The sequence below is a fragment of the Klebsiella variicola genome, assembly GCF_000828055.2.
In the GTDB taxonomy this organism is placed as follows: domain Bacteria; phylum Pseudomonadota; class Gammaproteobacteria; order Enterobacterales; family Enterobacteriaceae; genus Klebsiella; species Klebsiella variicola.
On the sequence record NZ_CP010523.2, the window covers coordinates 5,427,009 to 5,452,891 of the forward strand.

General features: G+C 54.7%; 27 protein-coding genes and 1 pseudogene. 9 read left to right on the top strand and 19 right to left on the bottom strand.

Annotated elements, in window-relative coordinates:
- The 3 genes from SP68_RS25330 to SP68_RS25340 form a co-directional block, all read right to left on the bottom strand.
- Nucleotides 1-924, bottom strand: a complete 924-nt coding sequence (locus tag SP68_RS25330; RefSeq protein WP_022064605.1) for a dihydrodipicolinate synthase family protein — start codon at nt 922-924, stop codon at nt 1-3.
- A 15-nt stretch (nt 925-939) separates the two neighbouring features.
- The gene (locus tag SP68_RS25335; protein WP_040970674.1) at nt 940-2,151 is read right to left on the bottom strand and encodes a PfkB family carbohydrate kinase; all 1,212 of its coding nucleotides are present in this window, start codon (nt 2,149-2,151) and stop codon (nt 940-942) included.
- A gap of 200 nt (nt 2,152-2,351) precedes the next feature.
- A complete protein-coding gene (locus SP68_RS25340; protein WP_002882865.1) occupies nt 2,352-2,900 on the bottom strand; it encodes a helix-turn-helix domain-containing protein in 549 nt (182 codons plus the stop codon).
- A gap of 100 nt (nt 2,901-3,000) precedes the next feature.
- Here SP68_RS25340 and SP68_RS25345 point away from each other — a divergent pair, with 100 nt between their 5' ends.
- Together SP68_RS25345 and SP68_RS25350 are read left to right on the top strand one after the other, a co-directional pair.
- A complete protein-coding gene (locus SP68_RS25345; protein WP_008807892.1) occupies nt 3,001-3,660 on the top strand; it encodes an AzlC family ABC transporter permease in 660 nt (219 codons plus the stop codon).
- On the top strand, nt 3,660-3,983 hold the full coding sequence (locus tag SP68_RS25350; protein ID WP_008807893.1) for an AzlD domain-containing protein: 324 nt from the start codon (nt 3,660-3,662) through the stop codon (nt 3,981-3,983). Before SP68_RS25345 ends, SP68_RS25350 begins: the two co-directional genes overlap by 1 nt.
- Here SP68_RS25350 and SP68_RS25355 read toward each other — a convergent pair.
- From SP68_RS25355 to fdhD, 9 genes and pseudogenes are all read right to left on the bottom strand, one after another.
- Nucleotides 3,980-4,573, bottom strand: a complete 594-nt coding sequence (locus tag SP68_RS25355) for a P-loop nucleotide/nucleoside kinase family protein (RefSeq protein WP_008807894.1) — start codon at nt 4,571-4,573, stop codon at nt 3,980-3,982. The genes SP68_RS25350 and SP68_RS25355 overlap by 4 nt on opposite strands.
- Entirely contained in the window at nt 4,570-5,007 is a 438-nt protein-coding gene (locus tag SP68_RS25360; protein WP_008807895.1) for a PTS sugar transporter subunit IIA, read from the bottom strand. The genes SP68_RS25355 and SP68_RS25360 overlap by 4 nt, the downstream gene beginning before the upstream one ends.
- Nucleotides 5,008-5,016: 9 nt before the next feature.
- Nucleotides 5,017-5,286, bottom strand: a complete 270-nt coding sequence (locus SP68_RS25365; protein ID WP_022064602.1) for a hypothetical protein — start codon at nt 5,284-5,286, stop codon at nt 5,017-5,019.
- Nucleotides 5,287-5,343: 57 nt separating this feature from the next.
- Nucleotides 5,344-6,186, bottom strand: coding sequence for a class II fructose-bisphosphate aldolase (locus SP68_RS25370; RefSeq protein WP_008807896.1), 843 nt, complete (start codon nt 6,184-6,186; stop codon nt 5,344-5,346).
- Nucleotides 6,173-7,540, bottom strand: coding sequence for a PTS sugar transporter subunit IIC (locus SP68_RS25375; protein WP_004203642.1), 1,368 nt, complete (start codon nt 7,538-7,540; stop codon nt 6,173-6,175). Before SP68_RS25375 ends, SP68_RS25370 begins: the two co-directional genes overlap by 14 nt.
- Nucleotides 7,533-7,847 (bottom strand): PTS sugar transporter subunit IIB, encoded by a 315-nt coding sequence (locus SP68_RS25380; protein ID WP_004151864.1) that lies wholly within the window; start codon nt 7,845-7,847, stop codon nt 7,533-7,535. Before SP68_RS25380 ends, SP68_RS25375 begins: the two co-directional genes overlap by 8 nt.
- 11 nt (nt 7,848-7,858) lie before the next feature.
- Nucleotides 7,859-8,839: a 6-phosphofructokinase gene (locus SP68_RS25385; RefSeq protein ID WP_040970664.1), complete on the bottom strand. Its 981-nt coding sequence runs from the start codon at nt 8,837-8,839 to the stop codon at nt 7,859-7,861.
- Nucleotides 8,840-9,233: 394 nt separating this feature from the next.
- On the bottom strand, nt 9,234-9,446 hold the full coding sequence (locus tag SP68_RS25390; RefSeq protein WP_004127125.1) for a YdgH/BhsA/McbA-like domain containing protein: 213 nt from the start codon (nt 9,444-9,446) through the stop codon (nt 9,234-9,236).
- A gap of 128 nt (nt 9,447-9,574) precedes the next feature.
- Nucleotides 9,575-10,410: pseudogene (gene fdhD / locus SP68_RS25395) on the bottom strand (formate dehydrogenase accessory sulfurtransferase FdhD).
- A 156-nt stretch (nt 10,411-10,566) separates the two neighbouring features.
- Between fdhD and fdnG the strand changes: the two are divergent.
- Genes fdnG through fdhE form a run of 4 tightly spaced genes read left to right on the top strand, consistent with a single transcriptional unit; the run spans nt 10,567 to nt 16,090 of the window.
- Complete coding sequence (gene fdnG, locus SP68_RS25405; protein ID WP_094030659.1) at nt 10,567-13,617, top strand: formate dehydrogenase-N subunit alpha; 3,051 nt, start codon at nt 10,567-10,569, stop codon at nt 13,615-13,617.
- A 12-nt stretch (nt 13,618-13,629) separates the two neighbouring features.
- Nucleotides 13,630-14,532, top strand: coding sequence for a formate dehydrogenase subunit beta (gene fdxH / locus SP68_RS25410; RefSeq protein WP_002882822.1), 903 nt, complete (start codon nt 13,630-13,632; stop codon nt 14,530-14,532).
- Nucleotides 14,529-15,164: a formate dehydrogenase cytochrome b556 subunit gene (gene fdoI / locus SP68_RS25415; RefSeq protein WP_008807902.1), complete on the top strand. Its 636-nt coding sequence runs from the start codon at nt 14,529-14,531 to the stop codon at nt 15,162-15,164. Before fdxH ends, fdoI begins: the two co-directional genes overlap by 4 nt.
- Entirely contained in the window at nt 15,161-16,090 is a 930-nt protein-coding gene (gene fdhE / locus SP68_RS25420) for a formate dehydrogenase accessory protein FdhE (protein WP_004150358.1), read from the top strand. Before fdoI ends, fdhE begins: the two co-directional genes overlap by 4 nt.
- Nucleotides 16,091-16,263: 173 nt before the next feature.
- Here the strand turns inward: fdhE and SP68_RS25425 are convergent, their stop codons facing one another.
- Both SP68_RS25425 and SP68_RS25430 read right to left on the bottom strand, forming a co-directional pair.
- Nucleotides 16,264-16,647 carry a type II toxin-antitoxin system VapC family toxin gene (locus SP68_RS25425; protein WP_008807903.1) on the bottom strand — a complete coding sequence of 128 codons (384 nt, stop codon included), beginning with the start codon at nt 16,645-16,647 and terminating at the stop codon, nt 16,264-16,266.
- A complete protein-coding gene (locus SP68_RS25430; protein WP_004150355.1) occupies nt 16,647-16,889 on the bottom strand; it encodes a ribbon-helix-helix domain-containing protein in 243 nt (80 codons plus the stop codon). Before SP68_RS25430 ends, SP68_RS25425 begins: the two co-directional genes overlap by 1 nt.
- Before the next feature lie 204 nt (nt 16,890-17,093).
- On the opposite strand from SP68_RS25430, the gene SP68_RS25435 reads away from it, so the two are divergent.
- Nucleotides 17,094-18,011 (top strand): alpha/beta hydrolase, encoded by a 918-nt coding sequence (locus tag SP68_RS25435; protein WP_023340866.1) that lies wholly within the window; start codon nt 17,094-17,096, stop codon nt 18,009-18,011.
- Nucleotides 18,012-18,025: 14 nt separating this feature from the next.
- Here the strand turns inward: SP68_RS25435 and fabY are convergent, their stop codons facing one another.
- The 5 genes from fabY to typA all read right to left on the bottom strand — a co-directional run bounded on the left by fabY (nt 18,026) and on the right by typA (nt 22,857).
- On the bottom strand, nt 18,026-18,967 hold the full coding sequence (fabY, locus tag SP68_RS25440) for a fatty acid biosynthesis protein FabY (protein ID WP_012543287.1): 942 nt from the start codon (nt 18,965-18,967) through the stop codon (nt 18,026-18,028).
- A 44-nt stretch (nt 18,968-19,011) separates the two neighbouring features.
- Nucleotides 19,012-19,449, bottom strand: coding sequence for a D-aminoacyl-tRNA deacylase (gene dtd / locus SP68_RS25445; protein ID WP_008807906.1), 438 nt, complete (start codon nt 19,447-19,449; stop codon nt 19,012-19,014).
- Nucleotides 19,446-20,306 (bottom strand): virulence factor BrkB family protein, encoded by an 861-nt coding sequence (locus SP68_RS25450; protein ID WP_008807907.1) that lies wholly within the window; start codon nt 20,304-20,306, stop codon nt 19,446-19,448. Before SP68_RS25450 ends, dtd begins: the two co-directional genes overlap by 4 nt.
- Nucleotides 20,300-20,899 (bottom strand): glucose-1-phosphatase, encoded by a 600-nt coding sequence (gene yihX / locus SP68_RS25455; RefSeq protein WP_008807908.1) that lies wholly within the window; start codon nt 20,897-20,899, stop codon nt 20,300-20,302. The genes SP68_RS25450 and yihX overlap by 7 nt, the downstream gene beginning before the upstream one ends.
- Nucleotides 20,900-21,033: 134 nt before the next feature.
- Complete coding sequence (gene typA, locus SP68_RS25460; RefSeq protein ID WP_008807909.1) at nt 21,034-22,857, bottom strand: ribosome-dependent GTPase TypA; 1,824 nt, start codon at nt 22,855-22,857, stop codon at nt 21,034-21,036.
- Nucleotides 22,858-23,235: 378 nt separating this feature from the next.
- Between typA and glnA the strand changes: the two genes are divergently transcribed.
- Together glnA and glnL are read left to right on the top strand one after the other, a co-directional pair.
- Complete coding sequence (gene glnA, locus SP68_RS25465) at nt 23,236-24,645, top strand: glutamate--ammonia ligase (protein WP_004203622.1); 1,410 nt, start codon at nt 23,236-23,238, stop codon at nt 24,643-24,645.
- 188 nt (nt 24,646-24,833) lie between these two features.
- Nucleotides 24,834-25,883 (top strand): nitrogen regulation protein NR(II), encoded by a 1,050-nt coding sequence (glnL, locus tag SP68_RS25470; protein WP_008807910.1) that lies wholly within the window; start codon nt 24,834-24,836, stop codon nt 25,881-25,883.

Sequence of the window (25,883 nt, forward strand, 5' to 3'; positions counted from 1 at the left end):
TTAGCCTGCGATCCGCTGCTGCCACAGTTCAGTGCCCACGCGGATCTGATCGAGGATCACCGTCAGCCCCCAGAACTTGCTCAGTACATCGTCTTTGTTAACCCGGCAGGCAACACTGTCGAAGGTCCCCAGCCGCTGATGGTAAATTTTGGCGTTCTTCGGGTAGCCCAGTGTTTCGGTGACCGCTCCCAGCGACAGGAATACCGCCAGCTCGTCGGCCAGCGCCCGCTGGTTTTTGCCTTCTCGCCACATCCAGCTATACAGCTCCGGGTGGAAGTTGGTAAACACACCGCTAAAGCCCTCGGCACCCGCCAGCATCGCAGGCCAGGCGATAGCAGCATTGGCGTTGATCACTTTCAACGGGGTTCCCTGAGCCAGGCGCACGCGGCGCTCAACGGTCGGCAGATCACAGCTCACATCTTTCAAAACCACAAAGCGGCCGCTGTTGGCGCACCAGGCGAACTCGTCGTCGCTAAGCAGACGGCGATACGGCGCCGGACACTCATACAGCCCCAGCGGCATCGAAACCGGCAGCACCGCCAGCAGCGATTGCAGGGTAGCGAAAAAGAACTCACTGCCTTCATTGCGCGGATCGAGATGATTGGTAACCAGCACCAGCGCATCAATGCCGGTCTGCGACATTGCCAGCAGCTCTTCCTTTTGCGCCGCCAGATCGTCACTAATATGGCCCGAGGCAATCACGGGGATGCGCCCCGCCACGTGATGCACCACGAAACGCGCCAGCTCGACACGCTCCTGCAGACTGAGATATTGCATTTCACTGGACTGGCAGACGGCAAAAAGCGCATCCACGCCTTTTGCCAGGTACCAGTCGATCAGCTTCGCCAGAGCCGGATAATCAATCTGGTCGTCAGTGGTAAATGGGGTCAGCATGACGGGAACAACACCGTTAATCGTTTTCATCTTATTTTTCCTGGATTAGAGGGTACGGAGTCGAGCGTTTGCCTGTGCAAAGTCAGGCATGTTGGAAGCCCCCTCCAGCTCGACGGCCAGAGAGGCGAATGCGGAGGCCCAGGTCGCGGCCTGAACCAGGGTGTTGCCAGCAGCTAGCGAGGCGGCGAGCGCGCCATTAAAGGCATCGCCAGCGCCGGTGGTATCGACAGTGACCGCCGGGAAAGCGCGAATATGGCTAAACTGGCGATTATCCAGCAGCAGCGCGCCGCGCGATCCCATGGTAATAAGGACTTTCTTAGCCCCTAATTCAGCGATGCGCAGTGCAGCCTCTTTGGCGGTATCAACATCGTTAATCTCGATACCAGATAACAATGAAGCCTCGGTTTCATTCGGTGTAATCACATCAACATAAGGAATACTGGGAATGATTTCTGCTGAGTACGGAGCAGGGTTTAGAATGACGGTCTTTCCTAGCTCCCTGGCTATTTTTATTAACGCATGGGTAGCGTCAAAATTATTCTCAAGCTGAACTAATAAAACATCAGAAGAGGTGAGCTCAGGAATAATCGCCTCAATTTCATTATGCGTTATCGTCGTATTCGCGCCGGAGTAAATAGCGATCATATTTTCGCCATTTTCCTGCGAGACATAAATAATGGCATTGCCGGTTGGTTCGCTCTCAGATTGATAAAGCGTAAAGGAGTGTATGTCAGAACGGGTCAGATGATCGGCCGCTAAATGGCTAAACTGATCTTTGCCAACCTTAGCGACAAAATGTACCTGCGCACCGGCTTTACTGGCAGCCGTTGCCTGATTTGCCCCCTTTCCACCGGGCCCAAGGCTGCTGGCGAGCGCCAGTAGCGATTCGCCACCGCGCGGAAAACGTTCCACTCGGGCCACAATATCCACATTAAATGAGCCGAATACACACACTTTGCCGTTCATCGATTTTCCTTTCTGCTGACCACTCACCGTAGGTTTTCTGTGATTAATAGGCTGCAACAGCACCCCGAAACTATCACCGGTTTCAGAAATAAGCTCAGCCTGTAAATTGCGCCGTGAAATAATCGCCCCGCCATAACAACGTTGCACGACACCCATTTCTGAAAGAGTATTTAAATCACTACGAATGGTTTCTTTTGAAACACCAAAATAGGCAGCAAAATAATTAACAAAACCACGTTCATGATCGTTTAAATATTTCAGGATATGCCGTCTGCGTTCTTCTAAAAACATAATAAACCCCAATGTCACGAATTAAGTATACGAACCCCTTCCGGCAGGAAGAGTGACATCAATCCCATGTTTTTAGGCAAAACGGAAGGAAACAAAAATGGAAAAACGATGAAGATATTGAGCAGATAAATAGCTCACTCAATCATTAATGAGAAATGAAAGAATCTTCTGCGCATCAAAATAAAATGCGCAGATTATGACTAATTTTGCTCAGCGATCAGCAGAGCCTGCGTATCCGGCTCCAGCGCCTGAAAAACATGCTCCTGATCCGCCGGGTAGCAGATATAGTCGCCCTCGCCGAGCTCTTCCGGCGCCGACGTCAGCCCTACCCGCGCCCGCCCCTGGGTGACGATAATATGTTCCACCGAGCCTGGCGGATGCGGATGCGAAATACGATCGGCGCCGGGCTGGGTTAACAGTAAATAGATGTCCCGACGCGCGCCTGGCGGACAAGCGGCCAGCAAAATGGCCTGATAGTTCGCCTGCTCCGCCACCACCTTTGTCCCCTCTCCGCGGCGGATCACCTGCGTTTTGTTCACCTGCGGCTCAAGCAGGCGGGCAAACGGGATATCCAGCGCCACGCAGAGCGACCACAGCGTTTCCAGACTCGGATTGCCGTTGCCGGACTCCAGTTGCGATAGCGTGGATTTTGCGATACCCGCCCGACGCGCGACTTCCGCCAGCGAGAGACCGGTCCGCGCCCGCTCCCGCACCAGGCTTTTGGCAATAACGCTGATTGGCTGTGTCATACCCGCCCCTTTGTTTTTTATATCGAACGATTCGTTCGTCTTGAAAAACGTTCATTATGTGTTCATTATAATGGGAAATCGTTCGATATGGCTAAGTGATATGAAACAAACTCTCTCCAGTCTCAGCGGAGACACGATAAAAGCGATCGTTTTGGTCTGCCTTGCCGTCGGGGTGGTGGGTATGTCCTATGGGTCGCTGGCGGTGGCTTACGGCTTCCCCTTATGGGTGCCGCTCTTGCTTTCGGTGTCCGTGCTGGCAGGCGCTTCTGAATTCATGTTTATCGGCATTATCGCCAGCGGCGGTAGCCCACTGGCCGCCGCTGCCGCTGGCCTGTTAGTCAACGCGCGCCATATCCCGTTCGGAGTGACCGTGCGCGAACTGGTTGGTCGGCGCGCCTTAAGCTTTATCGGGTGCCACATTATGAACGACGAGAGCGTGGTCTTTGGCTTGTCGCAGCCCACCCCTGCGCAGCGCAAAGCGGCCTACTGGCTGTGCGGCGCCGGCGTCGCGCTGATCTGGCCCCTCGGCACGCTAACCGGCGCGGCCGTCGGCAAACTGCTGCCAGCGCCGGAAACCATCGGGCTTGATGCGGTCTTCCCGGCGATCCTGCTGGCGCTGGTGATCCCGGCCTTTAAAAACCGCACTACGCTGATCCGCGCCGCCAGCGGCGCCGCACTGGCGCTTGCCGCCGTACCGTTTGTACCCACCGGGCTGCCGGTGCTGCTTTCGCTGTTTGGTTTACTGTCGAGGAAAAAATAATGGGCAATATGACGCTGTTTATCGCCGGTATCGCCATCCTGTCGCTGGGAACCTATCTGATGCGCCTCGGCGGCGCGAAGCTCGGCAATCGGCTGGCATTTTCCGAGCGCTCGCAGGCGCTGCTTTCCGATGCGGCGACGGTGCTGCTTTTTTCCGTCGCCCTGGCCACCACCTTCTATGAAGGGGCGCATTTCGCCGGCATGGCGCGCGTTCTGGGTGTGGCTGTCGCCGTGTTCCTCGCCTGGCGCAAGGTCCCGCTGATCGGCGTGATTATCGCCGCCGCCGTGGTGACCGCGCTGCTGCGCCTGGCGGGTATGCCTTAGGGCGGGTAAGCGTAATCCGCCAAACCGGCGTGCTTTCCAGCGATCGTGCCTTCAAGCCAGTGAATAATCGGTTTTATCTCCAGCGGATACCGCTGGTCTATCGTCAATACGGGCCCTAAAGACATGGGCTGCGCCCGCCCGGCCAGCTGGGCCAGCTCCGGCAGATACTCCTCGCCGGGGTGGCCCGGCGGCCGCGTCGCCAGCCGCGAGGCATAGCGTGCGACGGCCAGCTCCGGGGTAATATGGTTCCAGATCTCAATTACCTGCTCCACGCCCGCCTGCTGTAGCAGTCTCTGCAAGGTCTCCCGCGGCTGAAAACCGAACCAGGCGTCGATCAACCAAACCATGCTGGCAGGCGACGCGCCGACAATCGACCAAATCACCTCATACGCCGCACAGCCCAGCTGGCGATTCATCGGCCGGTCGACAGGGGCCAGGCGCGCCATAAACGGCTCTTTGATGCCGTCGATCGTCAACACTGGTAGACTAAAGGTCTCCGCCAGCAAACGGGTGATGGTGCTCTTCCCCGACGCCGGAATGCCGTTGATTAATATGGCCGTTTTGCAGCCTGGGGTCAGATGTCTGTTCATAGTAATGCGACGACCTCCTCCCGGCTGCGGGCCGTCCGCAGTTTGGCCATGGTGTCATTGTTATCCAGCAGCGCGACGATGGAACGGATGCCCTCCTCGATATGCGCATTGCTGTCCCGGGCACCAAACATAATAACAATGTCCGCCTTTTCACTGTCCGCAAACGGGATGGGCTTTTTCAGCACCACCAGGCTAAAGCAGTTGCGTCTGACGCCGCACTCGGGGCGGGCATGGGGGATGGCAATCCCTTCATCAAAAACGTAATAAGCGCCATGATTCAAGGTATTATCGATCACCGCCTGGCTATATTCCGCCGAAATAAAGCCTTTCGCCTCCAGCGGGCGGGCAGCCAACTTTATTACCCGCTGCCAGTCGGATTCCACAACGCCAACCTGAATGGCATCGGCCTCAATAAGCAGTTCTTTTATGGTCATTCTCTGTTCCTAGATATTGCGACGAATAATATTGCGTAAATTATCAATCTGCAGAAACAGCGCATCGATATCCTGCCGGTGGCTCTTACTCTTGGCATATACCGATAATGCCCGGTTGTAAGTCAACATCAATGTTTTTTGCGCGTCGCTATTATCGGGCTGGCGCTGTAATTCGCCTTCCAGTCTGGCGATCTCTTCCGCCAGCTGACGGGACTGTTGATCATAATCCTGCAGCGGGTTTTGCTCTTTTTTCCACAGCGTTTTCAATGATTCAAACATAGCAAGCTCCCTCCCTGGCGGAAGACAGGGCAACAAAAGATATGTGTCGGTAAAACGCTATTTAAATAGCGCCATTTTTTCCATTAATACGGCAGTCACTGCCTGGTTGGCGGGAATTAAAAATTTCCGTACGCTGTCATTTACTTTTCCTTTCTCGAACGTTGATTTACAGCGGTCGACCCACTGCACGTTCATTTCCGTTCCGACGTTCACTTTATTAATCCCTTCAGTGACGGCCAGCCGCATATCGTCGTCACTAACGCCTGTGCCGCCATGCAGCACCAGCGGCACGCCAGTCGCTTCGCTTATCGCCTTCAGCCGCGCATGCTGTATCTGCGCTTTACCGGTGTACAGGCCATGCACAGTGCCCACCGAGACGGCCAGCATATCGACCTGCGTCTCCTCCACAAAACGTTTCGCGTCGTCGACGGTAGTAAAACAGATATCTTCGGCAGCCACCGCTTTTCCATCCTCTGACCCGCCGATCGCCCCCAGCTCACCTTCTACCGTAATATTCCGCGGCCGGGCCATTTCCACCACAATCCGCGTGTTACCGATATTTTCCTCGAGGCTTAAGTGAGACCCGTCGTACATCACCGAAGAAAAGCCCGCATTCATTGCCGTCTCGATGGCTTTAATATCGGAGCAGTGATCGAGGTGCAGGCAGGTCGGGATATTTTCACTGTCTGCTAATGAACGCACGGCATCGACCAGTAACCGATACCCCAGATACTCTGCGGTACCGGTTGATATTTGGATCATTAATGGGCTGTGGCTGTTTTGCGCGGCTTTGAAAAAAGCCGGTAACATCTCAATACAGTGCAAGTTAAACGAGCCAATCGCTTTAAAATTTCTTTCCTGAGCGATGTTTAAAATCTCATTAAAATTATACAGACTCATGAACATTTTCCCCTTTCGGCTTAGCGGATTTACCGTTTACAAACCATGCCAGTGCGGCGACAAACACAATAAACAAGGCGACAAAGAGCCAGTTATTCTGGAAGGCGTGGCCTAATACCAGACCGGAGCTGATGACGTCAGAATCGCTGAAGGTGACGCCCGTAAAGCCGTAGCTCTCCAGCATGGGCACCAGAATAGCCGGCAGAAAAGTGATAAACAGACCGTGGATAACCCCGCCGATCATCGCCCCGCGACGTCCGCCCAGCGCATTACCAAATACCCCTGCCGTACCGCCGGCGAAAAAGTTGGTTAACAGCCCGGGGAGGATCATCGCCAGACCGAACATCGGGAAAACCAGCATGCCGATAATCGAGCCGACAGTCGTCGCCAGAAATCCGACAATCACCGCATTTGGCGCATAGGGAAACAGCACCGGGCAATCGAGAGCAGGCTTTGCATCCGGGACAATACGCATCGCGATACCGCGAAAAGCCGGCACCAGCTCATTGAGTAATAAACGCACACCGCTATAGAGGACAAAGACCCCGGCGACAAACTGAATGGACTGCATGAAGGCATACATCAGGTAATTAATGCCGCCGGAGAATTGCGCGATGTACTGCGGCCCCGCCGCAATAGCCGGGATGAGATACATCGGCACCATCACCACCGCCATGGCCAGATAGGTATCCTGCAGAAACTTAAAGTTATCAGGCAGTTCGAGATCTTCCGTGGAGCGAGAGCCTTTTCCGACAACTTTAGCGACCGCAGCCTGCACCAGATAGCCGATGGTACAGAAGTGCCCCAGGGCCACATCGTCAGACCCGGTAATGCGCCTGACCACCGGCTGCGCCAGGGCAGGCATTAAGACCGCCATCACACCGCCGAAGATACCCCCGGTTAAAATCAGCGGTACGCCAGTGAGCCCGGACTTATAGCCAATCACAGCCCCAATTGTCGCCATCCACAGTAGCGCCTGGCCGGTCAGGAAAATATATTTCAGCGGCGTCAGACGGGCGATAATAATATTGACGGCAAAGATCACCAGCAGCGTCAGCGCCACTTCCGAACCTAATTCCCGATTCGCTAACCCGGCGATGGCGGCCACATCGGTAATGTAGCCTTTCATGCCAAACCCCTGGGTGAAGATATCATTCAGGAAGGTCAGGGTGGCGACAATGATGTTTATCCCGGCCATCATAATTAAGAAACCGAGCAGCGTTTTAAATGTCCCTTCCGCGGTTTTGCCTGGCGATTTCTTTTGCAGGATCAGGCCAAGCATGGCAATAAAAGCAATAAGGATGGATGCCTGGCCGAGTAAATCCTTAACGATAAACGCAACGAAGCTATTCATAATCAGCCACCTTCAGATGACGTTCTTTTAAGAATGCGACGATCTTGGTTTCAATCTCCTCTTTATCAGTAAGTTTATTCAATACCACGACACGTTTAATTTCTTCTTCACTGGCATCGGCGGTTAAGATGTCGGCAAAGGTTTTTTGTGTCAGAATCATATCCGATTTAAAGGCCCCAGCTTCGGAAACGGTGGTGTGTTCAATATGAGCGGGAATTTCCAGCTTCTTTAAAACTGCCTTCGCCGTCATTTCAATGGCAAAGCTTGAACCGAGGCCGCAGCCACATACGCATAAAATTTTCAGCATGGAGGGTTTCCTCAAATAATATTGAGTTGCTTGGCAAGTTTATAATGATGTCCTTCAGTATCGACCAGACGTTTTTTCATACTGACTAGATCAATCGGAATAGGTTTGTTACTGGAATTAATTATTATGGCTTTATTTTTCATACCTGACTGAATACAGCGAACCACTTCACTGGCCATAATGGTACCCTGATAAATCTCTTCACAGGTTGGATCACCGCTGCGTAAACCATAGCCGACGATCGTTTTACGGATACGGACACCTATTTGTGGTTCCAGCTGTTTAATCATGGTATCAATCGCCCCCTGAAAGCCGGGAGAGTACTCTTTGGTATAGCCTTCTGAGCAGAGGATCACGACGCTATTTTGCATGCTCAGCTTCCGGGTAATCCGTTCCGCAAGCATGGTCAGCGGCATCTGTGCCTCCGGGATCAGGGCAATATCAGCATTACATTTAATGGCGGACTGTAACGTTAGTTCTCCACAATAGCCTCCTAATATCTCAACCATAAAAACCCGACCCGGCAGCGCTCTTCCGGTATTTCTTAAACGGGAGACTTCTTTAATAATTTGCTCACAGGCCGTGGAAAAACCAATCGTATAATCACTGCCATACACATCATTATCGATAGTCATCCCGACACCAAAGCAATTAATCTCAAATTCACTAAGGGTATTCAGAAACTGCAGGCTGCCATCCCCCCCGGCCATAATGAGCACATCAATACGCAGAGATTTAAGTTTTTTAGCAATGCTTTCATATTCACTGCGCTGCAGTTTGCGACTGGTTCGCCCCGAGGTAATGATCGGCACCGCGGTAATGGAGAAATCAACCAGATCGCGCCACGCCATATCCTGATGACTTTTCTCCAGTAGCCCTGGAATACCGCCATTAAACAGCGTGATCTCGGCATTAGCCTGCCTGGCTATCTGGAATATAAAATTATTCATTCCCGAAACATCCCCGCCGCTAATAACGATGCCAATTTTCATGACGCTTCCTCGCTCATTTGCCTGACAACATTTTTCCCTGAGTACAAGCCTTCTATTTGCAATAAAGATCACATAATGCGTATTAAATTACGTCAGTGAATGGTTGACAGTAGCAGTGACATGCTTATTTATGTGATAAACATCTCATTTAAAGAGGGTGATCGCCATCGCTTTCTGTTTTTAATATCTTTATATTTCATAGCGTTAAAATATCGAGATATTCAGGCGTGCAGACCTTTCCTTTGCCGTTAATATAGGGATTTAAGAAAAGAACGGAAACGTGATTACTGCCACATTTTTTTCGTAGCAGAGGGGAATATCGGGTAATTTCGCCGATGCGGGAAGCGAAACAAAAAAAGCGCCCTAAGGCGCTCTTTCGACAGTAACTTTATGCTTATTTGTTCAGTTCCGCAGTCATATGCACGCGGTTGCCGGTAAAGGCTTCGGTAATTTTGTAAGACGAAGCGCCAGCAGCCTGCGCCTGAGCAGCGATTTTCGCTTCCGCACCATCCATCGTGGCAGCGGTGGCGGTCACGGTTTCAGCAGCGAATGAACCAAAAGAAGCGGCCAGTGCGATTACTGCGACAAAAGTTTTGATGCTTTTCATGATATAAACCCTTTCATTTAGTTGTTTAGATAAGGCGCCGTGCCTTGATGTGTTAAATAGTAGCCCGCACATCGCTAAACAAAAAGCGGAAGGATTTGCTGTTATTGTTCAAATTTATTGATCGATATTTAACCCGCAATTAAACGCTGCGGATGGGTGTAAACTGTCGCCCTGCCCGGCTTGCAAAAGCCCACCAGCGTCAGATTGCAGCGCTCGGCCACTTCCACCGCTAAGGTGGTGGCCGCCGAGACCGCGAACAGGATCTCGACGCCCACATCGCGGCCTTCTGCACCATTTCATAGCTGGCGCGGCTGGAGACCAGCGCGGCGCCATGCTGCCAGTCCTCGCCAATTTCCGCGCGCTGGCCCAGCAGTTTATCCAGGGCGACATGCCGGCCAACGTCTTCAAAACCGCCCGCCAGCTCGCCAGTCGTCCTGACCCAGGCAGCCGCATGGGTACAGCCGGTGAGCCGGCCGACCGGTTGAAAGTCGTTAAGATGCGCCAGGGCGTGGTCGAGGTTGGCTAGATCGAACGTCTGAGTGAACGGTAGCGGCTGAACTGGCTTACCAATATCATTGAGCTGCTCGACGCCGCATACCCCGCAGCCGGTGCGCCCGGCCAGCGCGCGACGCCGGGCTTTGAGCCCCATAAAACGTCGGCTGGAGAGCTCAATCTGTACCTCAAGGCCATTGCACACCGATACCACGTCCATGCCGAAAATCTCCCGCCGATGCTCGATAATCCCTTCGGATAAGGAAAAGCCGACGGCGAATTGTTCCAGGTCTTTCGGCGTGGCCATCATCACCACATGGGAGATACCGTTGTAGACCAGCGCGACGGGAATTTCTTCGGCTAACTCGTCTGGCTGAGGGTGTTGCAGATCCTCGCGTTTCCAGAGGGAGACCTGGCGATATCCTGTGACATTCGTCACATTTTTGATTTGTTCGAGAGGCTTCTTGTTCACTTTGCTTTAACCGTATTGGAACAGGCATACACACAATGTGGTATTCTGTTTTTATCCCTTCAGGAATGAGGGAAATTAGCCCTAATTCTGAACCTTTGCGGCCTTCACCGCAAAGCAAATAACTACATGTGACAATGTCGAAACAAGGAGCGAACCATGCAGGTCAGCAGAAGGCAGTTCTTTAAGATCTGCGCTGGCGGTATGGCGGGAACCACGGCAGCAGCGCTGGGCTTTGCCCCGGCAACTGCGCTCGCGGAGACACGGCAGTACAAATTGCTGCGCACGCGAGAAACCCGTAACACCTGTACATACTGTTCTGTCGGCTGTGGGCTGTTGATGTATAGCCTCGGCGACGGCGCAAAAAACGCCAAAGCATCCATTTTCCATATCGAAGGCGATCCGGATCATCCGGTTAACCGTGGTGCGCTCTGCCCGAAAGGGGCCGGTCTGGTGGACTTTATCCATTCTGAAAGCCGCCTGAAATTCCCGGAATATCGCGCGCCAGGTTCCGATAAATGGCAGCAAATCAGCTGGGACGAAGCGTTTGATCGCATCGCCAAGCTGATGAAAGAGGACCGCGACGCCAACTTTATCGCGCAAAACGACGCCGGCACCACCGTCAACCGCTGGTTGACCACCGGGATGCTGTGCGCCTCCGCCTCCAGTAACGAAACCGGTTATTTAACGCAAAAATTCACCCGCGCCCTCGGGATGCTGGCGGTGGATAACCAGGCGCGTGTCTGACACGGACCAACGGTAGCAAGTCTTGCTCCAACATTTGGTCGCGGTGCGATGACCAACCACTGGGTGGATATTAAGAACGCCAACCTGATCGTGGTGATGGGCGGTAACGCCGCAGAAGCGCATCCGGTGGGGTTCCGCTGGGCGATGGAAGCCAAAATTCATAATGGCGCCAAGCTCATCGTTATCGATCCGCGCTTTACGCGTACGGCATCGGTGGCAGATTTCTATACCCCGATTCGTTCCGGTACCGACATTACCTTCCTGTCGGGTGTGATCCTGTACCTGCTGAATAACGAAAAATTCAACCGCGAATACACCGAAGCCTACACCAACGCCAGCCTGATCGTGCGTGAGGACTACAGCTTCGACGACGGGCTGTTCAGCGGCTATAACGCAGAAAAACGCCAGTACGACAAAACCAGCTGGAACTATGAGCTGGATGAGAACGGCTTCGCCAAACGCGATACCACGCTGCAACATCCGCGCTGCGTCTGGAACCTGCTGAAGCAGCACGTTTCTCGTTATACCCCGGATGTAGTCGAAAACATCTGCGGTACGCCGAAGGCCGACTTCCTTAAAGTTTGCGAATACATTGCCGAAACCAGCGCGCCGGATAAGACCGCGTCGTTCCTGTATGCTCTCGGCTGGACCCAGCACTCCATCGGCGCACAGAACATCCGCACCATGGCGATGATCCAGCTGCTGCTCGGCAACATGGGGATGGCCGGCGGCGGTGTCAACGCCCTGCGCGGTCACTCCAATATCCAGGGTCTGACCGACCTCGGCCTGCTCTCCACCAGCCTGCCGGGCTACATGTCGCTGCCGAATGAAAAACAGGCCGACCTGCAGACCTACCTGACGGCTAACACGCCGAAGCCGCTGCTGAAAGACCAGGTCAACTACTGGGGCAACTATCCGAAGTTCTTCGTCTCCATGATGAAAGCCTTCTTCGGCGACAAAGCTACGGCAGAAAACAGCTGGGGCTTTGACTGGCTGCCGAAGTGGGATAAGAGCTACGACGTTCTGCAGTATTTCGAGATGATGAATCAGGGCAAAGTGAATGGCTATATTTGCCAGGGCTTTAACCCGGTCGCCTCGTTCCCGAACAAAAACAAGGTGGTGGCTTCTCTGTCGAAGCTGAAGTTCCTTGTGACCATCGACCCGTTGAACACCGAAACGTCCACCTTCTGGCAAAACCACGGTGAGTCGAACGATGTTGACCCGTCGAAAATCCAGACCGAAGTATTCCGTCTGCCGTCCACCTGCTTCGCCGAAGAAAACGGTTCTATCGTCAACTCCGGCCGCTGGTTGCAGTGGCACTGGAAAGGCGCGGACGCCCCGGGGATCGCCGTGACCGATGGCGAAATCCTCGCCGGTATCTTCACTCGCCTGCGTAAGATGTATGCCGAAGAGGGCGGACCAGCTCCGGAGCCGGTGCTCAACATGACGTGGAACTACTCCACTCCGCACGAGCCGGCATCTGAAGAAGTGGCGATGGAAAGCAACGGTAAAGCGCTGGCGGATATCACCGACCCGGCGACCGGCGCGGTGATCGTTAAGAAAGGGCAGCAGTTGAGCTCCTTTGCCCAGCTGCGCGATGATGGCACCACCTCCAGCGGCTGCTGGATCTTCGCCGGTAGCTGGACGCCGGACGGCAACCAGATGGCGCGCCGCGATAACGCCGACCCGTCAGGCCTCGGCAACACGCTGGGCTGGGCCTGGGCCTGGCCGCTCAACCGCCGCATCCTGTATAACCGCGCCTCCGCGGACCCGCAGGGTAAACCGTGGGATGCGAAGCGTCAGTTGCTGAAATGGGATGGCGCGAAATGGGGCGGCGTGGATATTCCGGACTACAGCGCCGCCGCGCCTGGCAGCGACGTCGGTCCGTTTATCATGCAGCCGGAAGGGATGGGCCGTCTGTTCGCTATCGATAAGATGGCGGAAGGACCGTTCCCGGAACACTACGAGCCGTTTGAAACGCCGCTGGGGACTAACCCGCTGCATCCGAACGTGGTCTCTAACCCGGCCGCTCGCGTCTTCAAAGGCGATCTCGAGCAGATGGGCAAAGCGGACAAATTCCCGTACGTCGGCACCACTTACCGCCTGACCGAACACTTCCACTACTGGACCAAGCACGCGTTGCTTAACGCCATCGCGCAGCCGGAGCAGTTTGTGGAGATCGGTGAAAAACTGGCGAATAAGCTCGGCATCGGCCACGGCGATACCGTGAAAGTTTCCTCTAACCGCGGCTATATCAAAGCCAAGGCAGTGGTGACCAAGCGTATTCGCACGCTGAAAGTTGACGGTAAGGATATCGATACCATCGGCATTCCTATTCACTGGGGCTATGAGGGCGTAGCGAAAAAAGGCTTTATTGCTAATACCCTGACGCCGTTCGTCGGTGATGCAAATACGCAGACACCGGAGTTCAAAGCTTTCCTCGTGAACGTGGAAAAGGTGTAACGGAGACGACTTATGGCTTATCAATCGCAAGATATTATTCGTCGTTCCGCGACTAACGGTTTCACCCCCGCGCCTCAGGCGCGGGACCACCAGCAGGAGGTGGCGAAGCTTATCGACGTCACCACCTGTATCGGCTGCAAAGCCTGTCAGGTGGCCTGCTCCGAATGGAACGATATTCGTGATGAAGTCGGTCACAACGTCGGGGTGTATGACAACCCGGCGGACCTGACCGCCAAGTCATGGACGGTCATGCGCTTCTCGGAAGTGGAACAAAACGACAAGCTGGAATGGCTCATTCGCAAGGATGGCTGCATGCATTGCGCGGACCCGGGCTGCCTGAAGGCCTGCCCGTCAGAAGGCGCGATCATTCAGTACGCCAACGGTATCGTCGACTTCCAGTCCGAGCAGTGCATCGGCTGCGGCTACTGTATCGCCGGCTGTCCGTTCGATGTACCGCGTCTGAACCCGGAAGACAACCGCGTCTACAAATGTACCCTGTGCGTAGACCGCGTGACCGTCGGCCAGGAGCCTGCCTGCGTGAAAACCTGTCCGACCGGCGCAATCCACTTTGGCTCCAAAGAGGATATGAAAACGCTGGCCGGTGAACGCGTGGCTGAGCTGAAAACCCGCGGTTATGACAATGCGGGCCTGTACGATCCGGCCGGCGTCGGCGGCACCCACGTCATGTACGTGCTGCACCATGCCGACAAGCCGAATCTGTACCATGGCCTGCCGGAAAACCCGGAGATCAGCCAGACCGTGAAGTTCTGGAAAGGCATCTGGAAACCGCTGGCGGCCGTCGGCTTCGCCGCGACCTTCGCAGCCAGTATCTTCCACTACGTCGGCGTCGGTCCGAACCGCGCGGAAGAGGAAGAGGACAACCTGCATGAAGAGAAAGACGAGGTGCGCAAATGAAAAGACGTGACACCATCGTGCGCTACACGGCGCCGGAACGCATCAACCACTGGGTCACCGCCTTCTGCTTCGTCCTGGCGGCAGTGAGCGGGTTAGGCTTTTTCTTCCCGTCCTTTAACTGGCTGATGCATATTCTCGGTACGCCGCAGCTGGCGCGTATTCTCCACCCGTTCGTCGGGGTGGTAATGTTCGCGTCGTTTATCATCATGTTTTTCCGTTACTGGCACCACAACCTAATCAATCGGGATGATATCTTTTGGGCGAAGAATATTCGTAAGATCGTCGTCAACGAGGAGGTGGGCGATACCGGGCGCTATAACTTCGGCCAGAAATGCGTGTTCTGGGCGGCGATTATTTTGCTGGTACTGCTGCTGGTGAGCGGTGTGATCATCTGGCGTCCGTATTTTGCGCCGGCTTTCTCAATCCCGGTGATCCGATTTGCGCTGATGCTGCATTCATTTGCCGCAGTGGCGTTAATTGTGGTTATCATGGTGCATATCTACGCCGCCCTCTGGGTGAAAGGCACCATTACCGCGATGGTGGAAGGCTGGGTTACCAAAACGTGGGCGAAGAAACATCACCCGCGCTGGTACCGAGAGGTCCGCCAGAAACAGGAAAAGTCATCTGAATGAGTATTCGCATAATCCCGCAAGACGAGCTGGGTTCGAGCGAGAAACGCACGGCGGAAGCAATTCCGCCGCTACTGTTCCCCAGACTGAAGAATCTTTATAACCGCCGCGCGGAGCGCCTGCGTGAGCTGGCCGCCAACAACCCGCTGGGCGATTACCTGCGCTTTGCCGCGCTGATCGCCCATGCCCAGGAAGTGGTGCTGTACGACCATCCGCTGCAGATGGATCTGACGGCTCGCATTAAAGCGGCCAGCGAACAGGGTAAACCGCCGCTGGATATCCACGTTCTGCCGCGCGACAAGCACTGGCACAAGCTGTTGCACTCGCTGATTGCCGAGCTGAAGCCGGAAATGAGCGGCCCGGCGCTGGCGGTCATTGAGAATCTGGAAAAAGCCTCTGAGCAGGAGCTGGAGCAGATGGCCAGCGCGCTGTTTGTTTCCGACTTCGCCTCCGTCAGCAGTGATAAAGCGCCGTTCATCTGGGCCGCGTTGTCGCTCTACTGGGCGCAGATGGCCAGCCTGATCCCGGGGAAAGCGCGCGCCGAATACGGCGAACAGCGTCAGTTCTGCCCGGTATGCGGCTCAATGCCGGTCTCCAGCATCGTGCAGATCGGCACCACTCAGGGGCTGCGCTATCTGCACTGCAACCTGTGCGAAACCGAGTGGCACGTGGTGCGCGTCAAGTGCAGCAACTGTGAACAGAGCCGCGACCTGCACTACTGGTCGCTGGACAACGAGCAGGCAGCGGTGAAAGCCGAAAGCTGTGGCGACTGCGGAACCTACCTGAAGATTATGTATCAGGAGAAGGATCCGAAAGTCGAAGCCGTCGCCGACGATTTGGCGTCCCTGGTGCTCGACGCCCGTATGGAACAGGAAGGCTTCGCCAGGAGCTCAATTAACCCGTTCATGTTCCCCGGCGAAGGGGAGTAAGTTCTGCAGTGTGATTTCGGGCGGCTCTTGCCGCCCGCTTTCCTTCTTGCGATACGAGCGTAGTCAGGAATGACTCACCCGCGTCACTGACTGTCATCAGAGACCAGCCTTTGGCTCGACACACTCGTTTCAGACGAGTTTGTCGCTCCCTTGTCGTCCTCCTGCCACTCGAATTATTCAGGGTGTAGTTCGTACGGCGTGACTACGCCAGGAATACCGGCAAAATCCTTCGTATTCCGCGTAATCAGTTCCAGACGATGGAGTTGCGCCGTCGCCAGAATGATGGCATCCGGCAGCTTAAGCTTATACTCCTGCCGCAGCGCAACGCTTCGCTCTGCAATATCCTGTGAGATGTTAATGATATTAAAGGTGCTTAGCGCCATTCGCGTACGCTGCTCCTGGTGATATTTTTTAGCGCCAACCATCACCTCCATCCAGGTAATCAGACTGATCGCATTCTGCGGTGGCCAGGCCTCCAGCGCCTGTTTGGCTTCGCGACGCCCGCTAAATAAATCAATAAGAATATTGGTATCAAAAAGCGCAGATCCGGAGGTCATTACCACTCCTTGCGTAGCTGACGTTGATATTCCATGCCGTCTTCTTCGCAGTCTTGCCACAGACCCAGCGCACTGGAGATGGTATCTTTAGCTCGATCTTGTTTCTCCAGATATTGTTCAACCGCTTCACGTAACAGTTCCGCTCGCGGAATGTTACGCTGCACTTTGAGGTCATCGAGACGTTGAATGACATCGTCTGATAAATCGAGAAGAATTCTGCCCATATCCCTTTCAGCCATCATGCTCATATATACCTCAAGTATATCACCAGTGATGAAGTTATGAGCAATCTACAGCTTTTGAAATCGGAAACAAAAAGGATTTTGCCAGGTAAACGCTTTTTTGCGAGCCGCTTTCCATAATGCACAGGCGACCTCAACAGGCCTGTATTTTCGCCATAATCCAGGCTATAACACTGGATATTAAAACAGTACAAGGAACTTCATATGGCGCTGGAGAAAGGGATTGCTTCGCTGGTTGAGGCATTTATTGCGGCAGGTCGTCCGTCATCACGCGATCAACATATTGATGATCGGAGGGCCGGCTATATCGCCAGTGCGGTACTCGCCGGGGAGACGGAAACGCGAGTGCGGGTGGAGGATATCACCCTGGAGGGTATGCACTTCCGCGTCGTTTCACCGCCCACTGCCGACGGCCTGCTACCCGCGCTTATCTACTTCCACGGCGGCTGTTTTGTCAGCGGCGGCTTTGCCACGCACGATAACCAACTCCGTCAGTTAGCCATGTTCAGCGGTTGCCGGGTGATCGCTGTGCAGTACCGCCTTGCGCCGGAGCATACCTTTCCGGCGGCGCACGATGATGCAGAACGAGGTGCTACGATTATTCACCAGCACGCAAAGCAGCTTGGCATTGATGCCTCGCGTATCACGCTGGCCGGCGACAGCGCCGGAGGTCATCTCGCCCTGGTCACGGCTCTGCGCCTGAAAGCGAAAGCGGCGTGGCATCCTGCACAACTGATTCTGATTTATCCGATGCTTGACCCCACCGCCAGCATGGCGAGCTACCTCAGCAATGGCGATGACTATGTGATTACCCGGGACACGCTACTGAGCGGCTACGAAATGTACCTCGCCTCGACGCCGGCAAACCATCCGGATGCCAGTCCACTCTGGCGAGAAGATTTTAACGGGCTGCCACCGGTGCATATTCTGACAGCTGAGTTCGATCCTTTACGCGATGAGGGCGAAGTGCTGTACCGAAGGCTGACGGAGCAAGGGGTGGAGAGTTCCTGTCAGCGTTATCTGGGGGTGATCCACGGCTTCTTTCAGCTGGGGGGCGTCAGCCACGCCGCGCGTGATGCTATGCGGGATATCGCCTGGCGTGTGGCATCGCCAGGACGATAACGGCCAGAGGGCGCTTACTCTTCCTCGTTACCGCCCTCTTCGTACGAACCAAAAGGCTTCGCCGGCAGCACGATGTAGATCCCCTCGAAAACCGCACCCTGTTTATCATCGCCAAAAAGCTCCACCTGCATTTGCACGCGGGCTTTACGCCCACGCGCCAGGCGGTCGAGGTCGCCGCTCAGCGATCCCAGGTCGGCGATGGCGCTGGGGCGGCCGCTAATGGGCTGACTGTATCGAATATGCGCATCCGCCAAAATGATGGTGCCCCCCAGATGCCGCTCGCGCAGCATCAGCCAGATAAGTCCCCATCCGGTCAGGGTCGCTAACGAAAACAGGCTACCGGCAAACAGCGTATGGTGCGGATTCTGGTTCCCCGCTTCCGGCATGGTGGTTATAAATTTCTGCCCGGTGTACTGCTGAATGCGTACGCCCATTTTTTCACTCAGCGGGATATGCTGATACCACGCCTGCTGGAGCTGCGCGCACCAGTCGCCACGGTGCAAAATATCGTCCAGCGACGCGATCGGTTTAATCATCAGAAAATGACGGATCGGCGTGGTGGTCGGGGTAGTGATCTCCCCCTGATTGACAAAGCCAAGCTTGGCGAAAAACTCCACCGCATCTTCGCGGGCGCTACAGGTGACCCGCTTCACCCCTTCCTGACGCGCTACCGACTCCAGGGTCATCGCCATCAGCGTCCCCAGCCCTTTATCCTGTACGGAGGGATGAACGGCCATAAAGCGAATGGAGGCTTCATTTTCCGCATTGATATACAGTCGGCCGACGGCAACCAGATTGCCCTCTTCATCCACCACCATCTGATGATGCGCCATCGCATCCCAGGCGTCGCGTTCCGATCCTTTTGGCTGATGCAGCGGCTTACGCAGCATCTCCCAGCGGAACTGGTAGTAGCTCTCTAACTCTTCTGCTGTTTGCGGTACACGAAGGTGATACATAGTCGTACTCTCTTTTGTTACCCGCAGCCTGCCCGGAAGCTGGGTCATACCTGCAACCAAAAGGTCACGGGACCATCATTGACCAAAGAAACCTGCATATCCGCAGCGAATCTTCCGGTCTGGGTGTTCATTTCCTGCTGACGACAGCGGGCGACGAAATACTCATACAGTGCCTCGGCACGGTCCGGTGCTGCACCTTTCGAGAAACTCGGACGCATCCCCCGCTCGGTATCGGCCGCCAGCGTAAATTGCGAAACCACCAGCACGCTGCCGCCCGCCTGCTGGACATTCAGGTTCATTTTCCCGTCAGCATCGCTGAAGATGCGGTAGCCCAGCACCCGTTCACAAAGGCGATTCGCCTTTTGTTCATCATCGTCTTTCTCGACGCCCAGCAGCACCAGAAGCCCCGGACCAATTTCGCCCGTCACTTCATCCTCCACGGTAACGCTTGCACGGGATACGCGTTGAATTAATGCAATCATGGTTGTTCTGTTTCTTCTGTTTTAAGTTTGCGGTATTCACCGAGAGTGACAGTAATTTCAGCGCCAAGCAAGACGATACACCAGGTCCAGTACACCCAGACGAACAAAATCGGCACCACCGAAATCACGCCATAAATTAACTGATAGGACGGAAAGGTGGTGATATAGAGGGCAAACGCTTTTTTACCTGCCTCGAACAGCAGCGCCGCCACCAGCGCCCCGATCACTGCATCGCGGTTACGCACCTGGGTGGTCGGTACAATACTGTAGAGCAGCCAGAATGCCGCCCATGAAAGGATCAGCGGGAAGAGGCGGAGTAGATTATCAATCACGCCGTCCAGATCGCTCGCCCAGCGCAGCGACAGCAGATACGAACTGATCGCCAGGCTGGCGCCTGCCAGCAACGGGCCAAGAGTCAGGATCATCCAGTAAACGGCAAAGGAGTAAACTTTGGGACGGCTGCGCGTGCTGCGCCAGATGGTGTTTAGCGCGCTGTCGATCGAGTACATCAGCAGCAGCGAGGTGACGATCAGGCCAAACGCGCCTACGGCGGTCATACGGCTGGAGTTAGCCACGAACTGTTCGATATACCCCTGAATCACATCCCCGGTCGCCGGAATAAAATTGGCGAAGATAAAATGGCGAATCTGCACGCTGACTTCGGAAAACATGGGAAAGGCCGCAAACAGCGCGAACACGACGGCTATCAGCGGCACCAGGGAAAGTAATGACACATAGGCGAGGTTCCCCGCCAGGGTCGTCATATGGTCTTCATCAATGCGCCGCCACAGCAGCTTAAGCCACGCCAGCAGCGGCCGGGTATGGTGGTGTAATTTTTGCTGAACGGTTTTTAGCATAACTGATTCGCGAAATAGTCAGGGATGGTCTTCTTCCCGGTCACCAGAATACTGGTGATCCCTAACCGGTTGGCCCCTGCTATATTATCGACGTTATCATCAAAAAAGACCGTATCTGCGGCGGAAAATCCCTCTTCTTCCAGTACTCGCAGATAAATTTCCGCTTCAGGCTTACGCAATCCCATCTCCTGTGACAGATAAATGCGATCGGCGGCAGCGCGCACTTCCGGGTATTCATCGGGCCAGAATGTGGTGTGAAGACGATTGGTATTGGAGAGCACTACCACCCGATGCCCCTGGGCACGAAGTTTATGCATGATGGTAATTACCTCCGGGCGCAGCGCGACAAATACCGCCTGCCAGCCGTGAGCAAACTGCTCATAGCTGAGGGACATATTCATTTCATGACACATGGCGGCGGCAAAGTCTTCATCGCTAATCTCGCCACGCTCATGCTGGTGGAAAGCCTCTCCCATGGTGAAATGCTGCTTCAGCGTCGCCAGCGGGATGCGGGTTAAATCACTCCAGGCTCCCAATACCCGGTTGAAGTCAATGTCGACAATCACATTACCTAAATCAAAGATATAGAGCATTTTTGTCTCCTTCCGCGCCGTGGAAAATTAACTTTAGCGGGAAAGGCAGGATTTGACTATTGGCGTATGATGCAGGAATGAAAAAAAGAAACCCCGCCGGAGAGGCGGGGTTTAGCGAACAACAAGAAGAAAAATTACTCTTCTTTTGCACCGCGCATTGCGCGTTTACGGTCGTTCTCAGTCAGGTGACGTTTACGGATACGGATAGACGTAGGGGTCACTTCTACCAGTTCGTCGTCATCGATGAACTCCAGAGCCTGCTCCAGGGTCATCTTAATCGGCGGAACCAGAACCGTTGCTTCGTCAGTACCGGACGCACGCATGTTGGTCAGTTTCTTACCGGTCAGGCAGTTTACCGTCAGGTCGTTAGAGCGACTGTGAATACCGATGATCTGGCCTTCGTAAACTTCAGCGCCGTGGCCGAGGAACAGCTTACCGCGATCCTGCAGACCGAACAGGGCGAACGCAACCGCTTTACCCTGACCGTTAGAGATCAGTACGCCGTTGTTACGCTGACCCACTTCGCCCGGACGAACGTCGTCGTAGTGGCTGAAGGTGGAGTACAGCAGACCGGTACCAGAAGTCATGGTCATGAACTCTGAACGGAAGCCGATCAGACCACGGCTTGGGATCACGTAGTCGAGACGTACGCGACCTTTACCGTCTGGATTCATGTTTTTCAGGTCGCCTTTACGCTCGCCCAGCGCCTGCATGACAGAACCCTGGTGCTGCTCTTCGACGTCCAGCGTCACGTTTTCGAACGGCTCTTGTTTACGGCCATCGATTTCGCGGAAGATAACTTTCGGACGGGAAACCGCCATCTCGAAACCTTCACGGCGCATGTTTTCAATCAGAACGGACAGGTGCAGTTCACCACGGCCGGAAACGCGGAACGCATCAGCGTCTTCGGTTTCTTCAACGCGCAGCGCCACGTTGTGCACCAGCTCTTTGTTCAGACGGTCCAGGATCTGGCGAGAGGTAACGAACTTACCTTCTTTACCGCAGAACGGCGAGGTGTTGACGTTGAAGAACATGGTTACGGTCGGCTCATCAACGGACAGTGCCGGCAGCGCTTCGACATTCTGCGGATCGCAGATGGTGTCGGAGATGTTCAGCTCGCCCAGACCGGTGATCGCGATGATGTCGCCAGCTTCGGCTACGTCACTCTCGATACGCTCCAGACCCAGGTGAGTCAGCACTTTACCGACTTTACCGTTACGGGTTTTGCCTTCGCTATCGATGATAGTGACCTGCTGGTTCGGCTTCACTTTACCGCGTTTGATGCGGCCGATACCGATGACGCCAACGTAGTTGTTGTAGTCCAGCTGGGAGATCTGCATCTGCAGCGGACCGTCAAGGTCAACGTCCGGCGCCGGCACGCGATCAACAATCGCCTGGTACAGCGGGGTCATGTCGTCAGCCATGTCTTCGTGGTCCAGGCCCGCGATACCGTTCAGCGCGGACGCGTAAACGATCGGGAAGTCCAGCTGTTCGTCGGTCGCATCAAGGTTAACGAACAGGTCGAAGACCTGATCGACAACCCAGTCCGGACGGGCGCCCGGGCGGTCAACTTTGTTGATGACCACGATCGGCTTCAGGCCGTGGGCAAAAGCTTTTTTGGTCACGAAGCGCGTTTGCGGCATCGGGCCATCAAAGGCATCGACCACCAGCAGCACAGAGTCAACCATGGACATAACACGCTCAACCTCACCTCCGAAGTCGGCGTGCCCTGGGGTATCAACGATGTTGATACGGTAATCATTCCATTTGATTGCGGTGTTTTTCGCGAGGATGGTAATCCCACGCTCTTTCTCCAAATCGTTGGAGTCCATCACACGTTCTTGTGCTTCAGTACGTGCGTCGAACGTACCGGATTGCTGTAGCAGCTTGTCAACCAGGGTAGTTTTACCATGGTCAACGTGCGCGATGATGGCGATATTACGCAGATTTTCGATCACAACTTTGCCTCAGGCATTAGAAATAGCGCGTTATTGTACACGTATTAAGCGAAGGACTGAACAGGATCACAAACATCCTCCGCAAACAAGTATTGCAGAGTTTCTTTGTGACCGCTTTCACGGAGCGATAAAAGGGCACCGTAACAAAAATTGCACCAAAATGGTGCTCAATGTTCACACTGAGGCACTACTTTGGTGCATTATCTCCATCATGGTGCAGTCCTTTTGCACTATGGTGCGCATGATACAGCGTTTTATAGGGCATTTAAAAGTTGGCACAGATTTCGCTTTATATTTTTTAAGGCAACAACGCCACTTTTAAGCAGTATGAAGTTTTCGTTACCACGACGACAATGACCAATCCGGGAGAGTTTAAGTATGTCCGCTGAACACGTTTTGACGATGCTGAACGAGCACGAAGTGAAGTTTGTCGATCTGCGCTTCACCGATACCAAAGGTAAAGAACAGCACGTCACGATTCCGTCTCATCAGGTAAATGCCGAATTCTTCGAAGAAGGCAAAATGTTTGATGGCTCCTCGATCGGTGGCTGGAAAGGTATCAACGAATCTGACATGGTCCTGATGCCGGACGCTTCCACCGCGGTCATTGACCCGTTCTACGAAGAACCGACCCTGATCATCCGCTGCGATATCCTCGAGCCAGGCACCCTGCAGGGCTATGACCGTGACCCGCGCTCCATCGCGAAACGCGCTGAAGAGTACCTGCGCGCCACCGGCATCGCTGACACCGTCCTGTTCGGGCCAGAACCAGAATTCTTCCTGTTCGACGACATCCGTTTTGGCGCCTCTATCTCCGGCTCCCATGTCGCGATCGATGACATCGAAGGTGCGTGGAACTCCTCCACCAAATACGAAGGCGGTAACAAAGGTCACCGTCCGGGCGTGAAAGGGGGTTACTTCCCGGTTCCGCCAGTAGACTCTTCTCAGGATATCCGTTCCACCATGTGTATGATCATGGAAGAGATGGGCCTGGTTGTTGAAGCTCACCACCACGAAGTGGCTACCGCAGGTCAGAACGAAGTGGCAACCCGCTTCAACACCATGACCAAAAAAGCGGACGAAATTCAGATTTACAAATACGTTGTTCACAACGTCGCTCACCGCTTCGGTAAAACCGCGACCTTTATGCCGAAACCAATGTTCGGCGATAACGGCTCCGGCATGCACTGCCATATGTCTCTGGCGAAAAACGGGACTAACCTGTTCTCCGGCGACAAATACGCAGGTCTGTCTGAGCAGGCGCTGTTCTACATCGGCGGCGTAATCAAACACGCTAAAGCTATCAACGCCCTGGCGAACCCGACCACCAACTCCTACAAGCGTCTGGTCCCGGGTTACGAAGCGCCGGTTATGCTGGCTTACTCTGCGCGTAACCGCTCTGCCTCCATCCGTATTCCGGTGGTGACCTCTCCGAAAGCGCGTCGTATCGAAGTGCGCTTCCCGGACCCGGCTGCCAACCCGTACCTGTGCTTTGCGGCGCTGCTGATGGCTGGCCTTGATGGTATCAAGAACAAAATCCATCCGGGCGAAGCAATGGACAAAAACCTGTATGACCTGCCGCCGGAAGAAGCGAAAGAGATCCCGCAGGTTGCAGGCTCTCTGGAAGAAGCCCTGCAGGCCCTGGATGCTGACCGCGAGTTCCTGACGGCTGGCGGCGTGTTCACCAATGACGCTATCGATGCTTACATCGCCCTGCGTCTGGAAGAGAACGACCGCGTACGCATGACTCCGCATCCGGTTGAGTTCGAACTGTACTACAGCGTCTAATTTTGCTGTAAATCCAGGGTATGTCGTGTTGTGGCGCGGGATGCCCGGGATATTTTGTTGCCGTGGAAACTTTCAGCCCATCTCAGGATGGGCTTTTTTCTCCACCAACACGCTGATCTCGCGAGCTTTTTACCGATAAAAAGCTATACTGCACTAAATTGGTGCACTCTTTTTCAGGAGACTGTCGAATGGCAACAGGCACACTGCCCGATGCTGGGCAGATCCTCAACTCTCTTATCAACAGTATCTTACTGGTCGATGATGACCTGGCGGTGCACTTTGCCAATCCTGCGGCGCAGCAGCTGCTGGCGCAAAGTTCACGCAAGCTGTTTGGCACCCCGTTACCTGAGCTGTTGAGCTATTTTTCGTTGAATATCGGGCTGATGCAGGAGAGCCTGCAGGCGGGCCAGGGGTTTACCGATAACGAAGTCACGCTGGTTATTGATGGCCGCTCGCACATCCTGTCGCTGACCGCCCAGCGGCTGCCGGAAGGCTTTATTCTGCTGGAAATGGCGCCGATGGATAACCAGCGCCGCCTGAGCCAGGAGCAGCTGCAGCACGCGCAGCAGGTCGCCGCCCGCGATCTGGTCCGCGGCCTGGCACATGAGATAAAAAATCCGTTAGGCGGCCTGCGCGGCGCGGCACAGCTGCTCAGCAAAGCCCTGCCCGACCCGGCGCTAACGGAATATACCAAAGTGATCATCGAGCAGGCTGACCGGCTGAGAAATCTGGTCGATCGCCTGCTTGGGCCACAGCATCCGGGCATGCACGTTACTGAAAGTATCCATAAAGTCGCCGAGCGGGTAGTGAAACTGGTCTCCATGGAGTTACCGGACAACGTGAAGTTAATCCGTGATTACGACCCCAGCCTACCAGAGCTGCCCCACGACCCGGATCAAATTGAACAGGTGTTGCTGAACATCGTCCGTAATGCGCTGCAGGCGCTGGGGCCGGAAGGGGGCGAAATTGTTCTCCGCACCCGCACCGCTTTCCAGCTGACGCTGCACGGGGTGCGTTATCGCCTCGCCGCACGTATTGACGTTGAAGATAATGGCCCGGGTATTCCGCCCCATCTCCAGGATACGCTGTTTTATCCGATGGTCAGCGGCCGCGAAGGCGGTACCGGCCTGGGCTTATCTATCGCCCGCAGCCTTATCGATCAGCACTCCGGCAAAATTGAATTCACCAGCTGGCCGGGTCATACCGAATTTTCGGTATACCTGCCTATTCGGAAGTAG

Bases quoted from the DNA above. Each gene is read 5' to 3' on its own strand.
- SP68_RS25330 (WP_022064605.1), bottom strand. From the start codon at position 924: ATGAAAACGATTAACGGTGTTGTTCCCGTCATGCTGACCCCATTTACC.
- SP68_RS25335 (WP_040970674.1), bottom strand. From the start codon at position 2,151: ATGTTTTTAGAAGAACGCAGACGGCATATCCTGAAATATTTAAACGAT.
- SP68_RS25340 (WP_002882865.1), bottom strand. From the start codon at position 2,900: ATGACACAGCCAATCAGCGTTATTGCCAAAAGCCTGGTGCGGGAGCGG.
- SP68_RS25345 (WP_008807892.1), top strand. From the start codon at position 3,001: ATGAAACAAACTCTCTCCAGTCTCAGCGGAGACACGATAAAAGCGATC.
- SP68_RS25350 (WP_008807893.1), top strand. From the start codon at position 3,660: ATGGGCAATATGACGCTGTTTATCGCCGGTATCGCCATCCTGTCGCTG.
- SP68_RS25355 (WP_008807894.1), bottom strand. From the start codon at position 4,573: ATGAACAGACATCTGACCCCAGGCTGCAAAACGGCCATATTAATCAAC.
- SP68_RS25360 (WP_008807895.1), bottom strand. From the start codon at position 5,007: ATGACCATAAAAGAACTGCTTATTGAGGCCGATGCCATTCAGGTTGGC.
- SP68_RS25365 (WP_022064602.1), bottom strand. From the start codon at position 5,286: ATGTTTGAATCATTGAAAACGCTGTGGAAAAAAGAGCAAAACCCGCTG.
- SP68_RS25370 (WP_008807896.1), bottom strand. From the start codon at position 6,186: ATGAGTCTGTATAATTTTAATGAGATTTTAAACATCGCTCAGGAAAGA.
- SP68_RS25375 (WP_004203642.1), bottom strand. From the start codon at position 7,540: ATGAATAGCTTCGTTGCGTTTATCGTTAAGGATTTACTCGGCCAGGCA.
- SP68_RS25380 (WP_004151864.1), bottom strand. From the start codon at position 7,847: ATGCTGAAAATTTTATGCGTATGTGGCTGCGGCCTCGGTTCAAGCTTT.
- SP68_RS25385 (WP_040970664.1), bottom strand. From the start codon at position 8,839: ATGAAAATTGGCATCGTTATTAGCGGCGGGGATGTTTCGGGAATGAAT.
- SP68_RS25390 (WP_004127125.1), bottom strand. From the start codon at position 9,446: ATGAAAAGCATCAAAACTTTTGTCGCAGTAATCGCACTGGCCGCTTCT.
- fdxH (WP_002882822.1), top strand. From the start codon at position 13,630: ATGGCTTATCAATCGCAAGATATTATTCGTCGTTCCGCGACTAACGGT.
- fdoI (WP_008807902.1), top strand. From the start codon at position 14,529: ATGAAAAGACGTGACACCATCGTGCGCTACACGGCGCCGGAACGCATC.
- fdhE (WP_004150358.1), top strand. From the start codon at position 15,161: ATGAGTATTCGCATAATCCCGCAAGACGAGCTGGGTTCGAGCGAGAAA.
- SP68_RS25425 (WP_008807903.1), bottom strand. From the start codon at position 16,647: ATGACCTCCGGATCTGCGCTTTTTGATACCAATATTCTTATTGATTTA.
- SP68_RS25430 (WP_004150355.1), bottom strand. From the start codon at position 16,889: ATGATGGCTGAAAGGGATATGGGCAGAATTCTTCTCGATTTATCAGAC.
- SP68_RS25435 (WP_023340866.1), top strand. From the start codon at position 17,094: ATGGCGCTGGAGAAAGGGATTGCTTCGCTGGTTGAGGCATTTATTGCG.
- fabY (WP_012543287.1), bottom strand. From the start codon at position 18,967: ATGTATCACCTTCGTGTACCGCAAACAGCAGAAGAGTTAGAGAGCTAC.
- dtd (WP_008807906.1), bottom strand. From the start codon at position 19,449: ATGATTGCATTAATTCAACGCGTATCCCGTGCAAGCGTTACCGTGGAG.
- SP68_RS25450 (WP_008807907.1), bottom strand. From the start codon at position 20,306: ATGCTAAAAACCGTTCAGCAAAAATTACACCACCATACCCGGCCGCTG.
- yihX (WP_008807908.1), bottom strand. From the start codon at position 20,899: ATGCTCTATATCTTTGATTTAGGTAATGTGATTGTCGACATTGACTTC.
- glnA (WP_004203622.1), top strand. From the start codon at position 23,236: ATGTCCGCTGAACACGTTTTGACGATGCTGAACGAGCACGAAGTGAAG.
- glnL (WP_008807910.1), top strand. From the start codon at position 24,834: ATGGCAACAGGCACACTGCCCGATGCTGGGCAGATCCTCAACTCTCTT.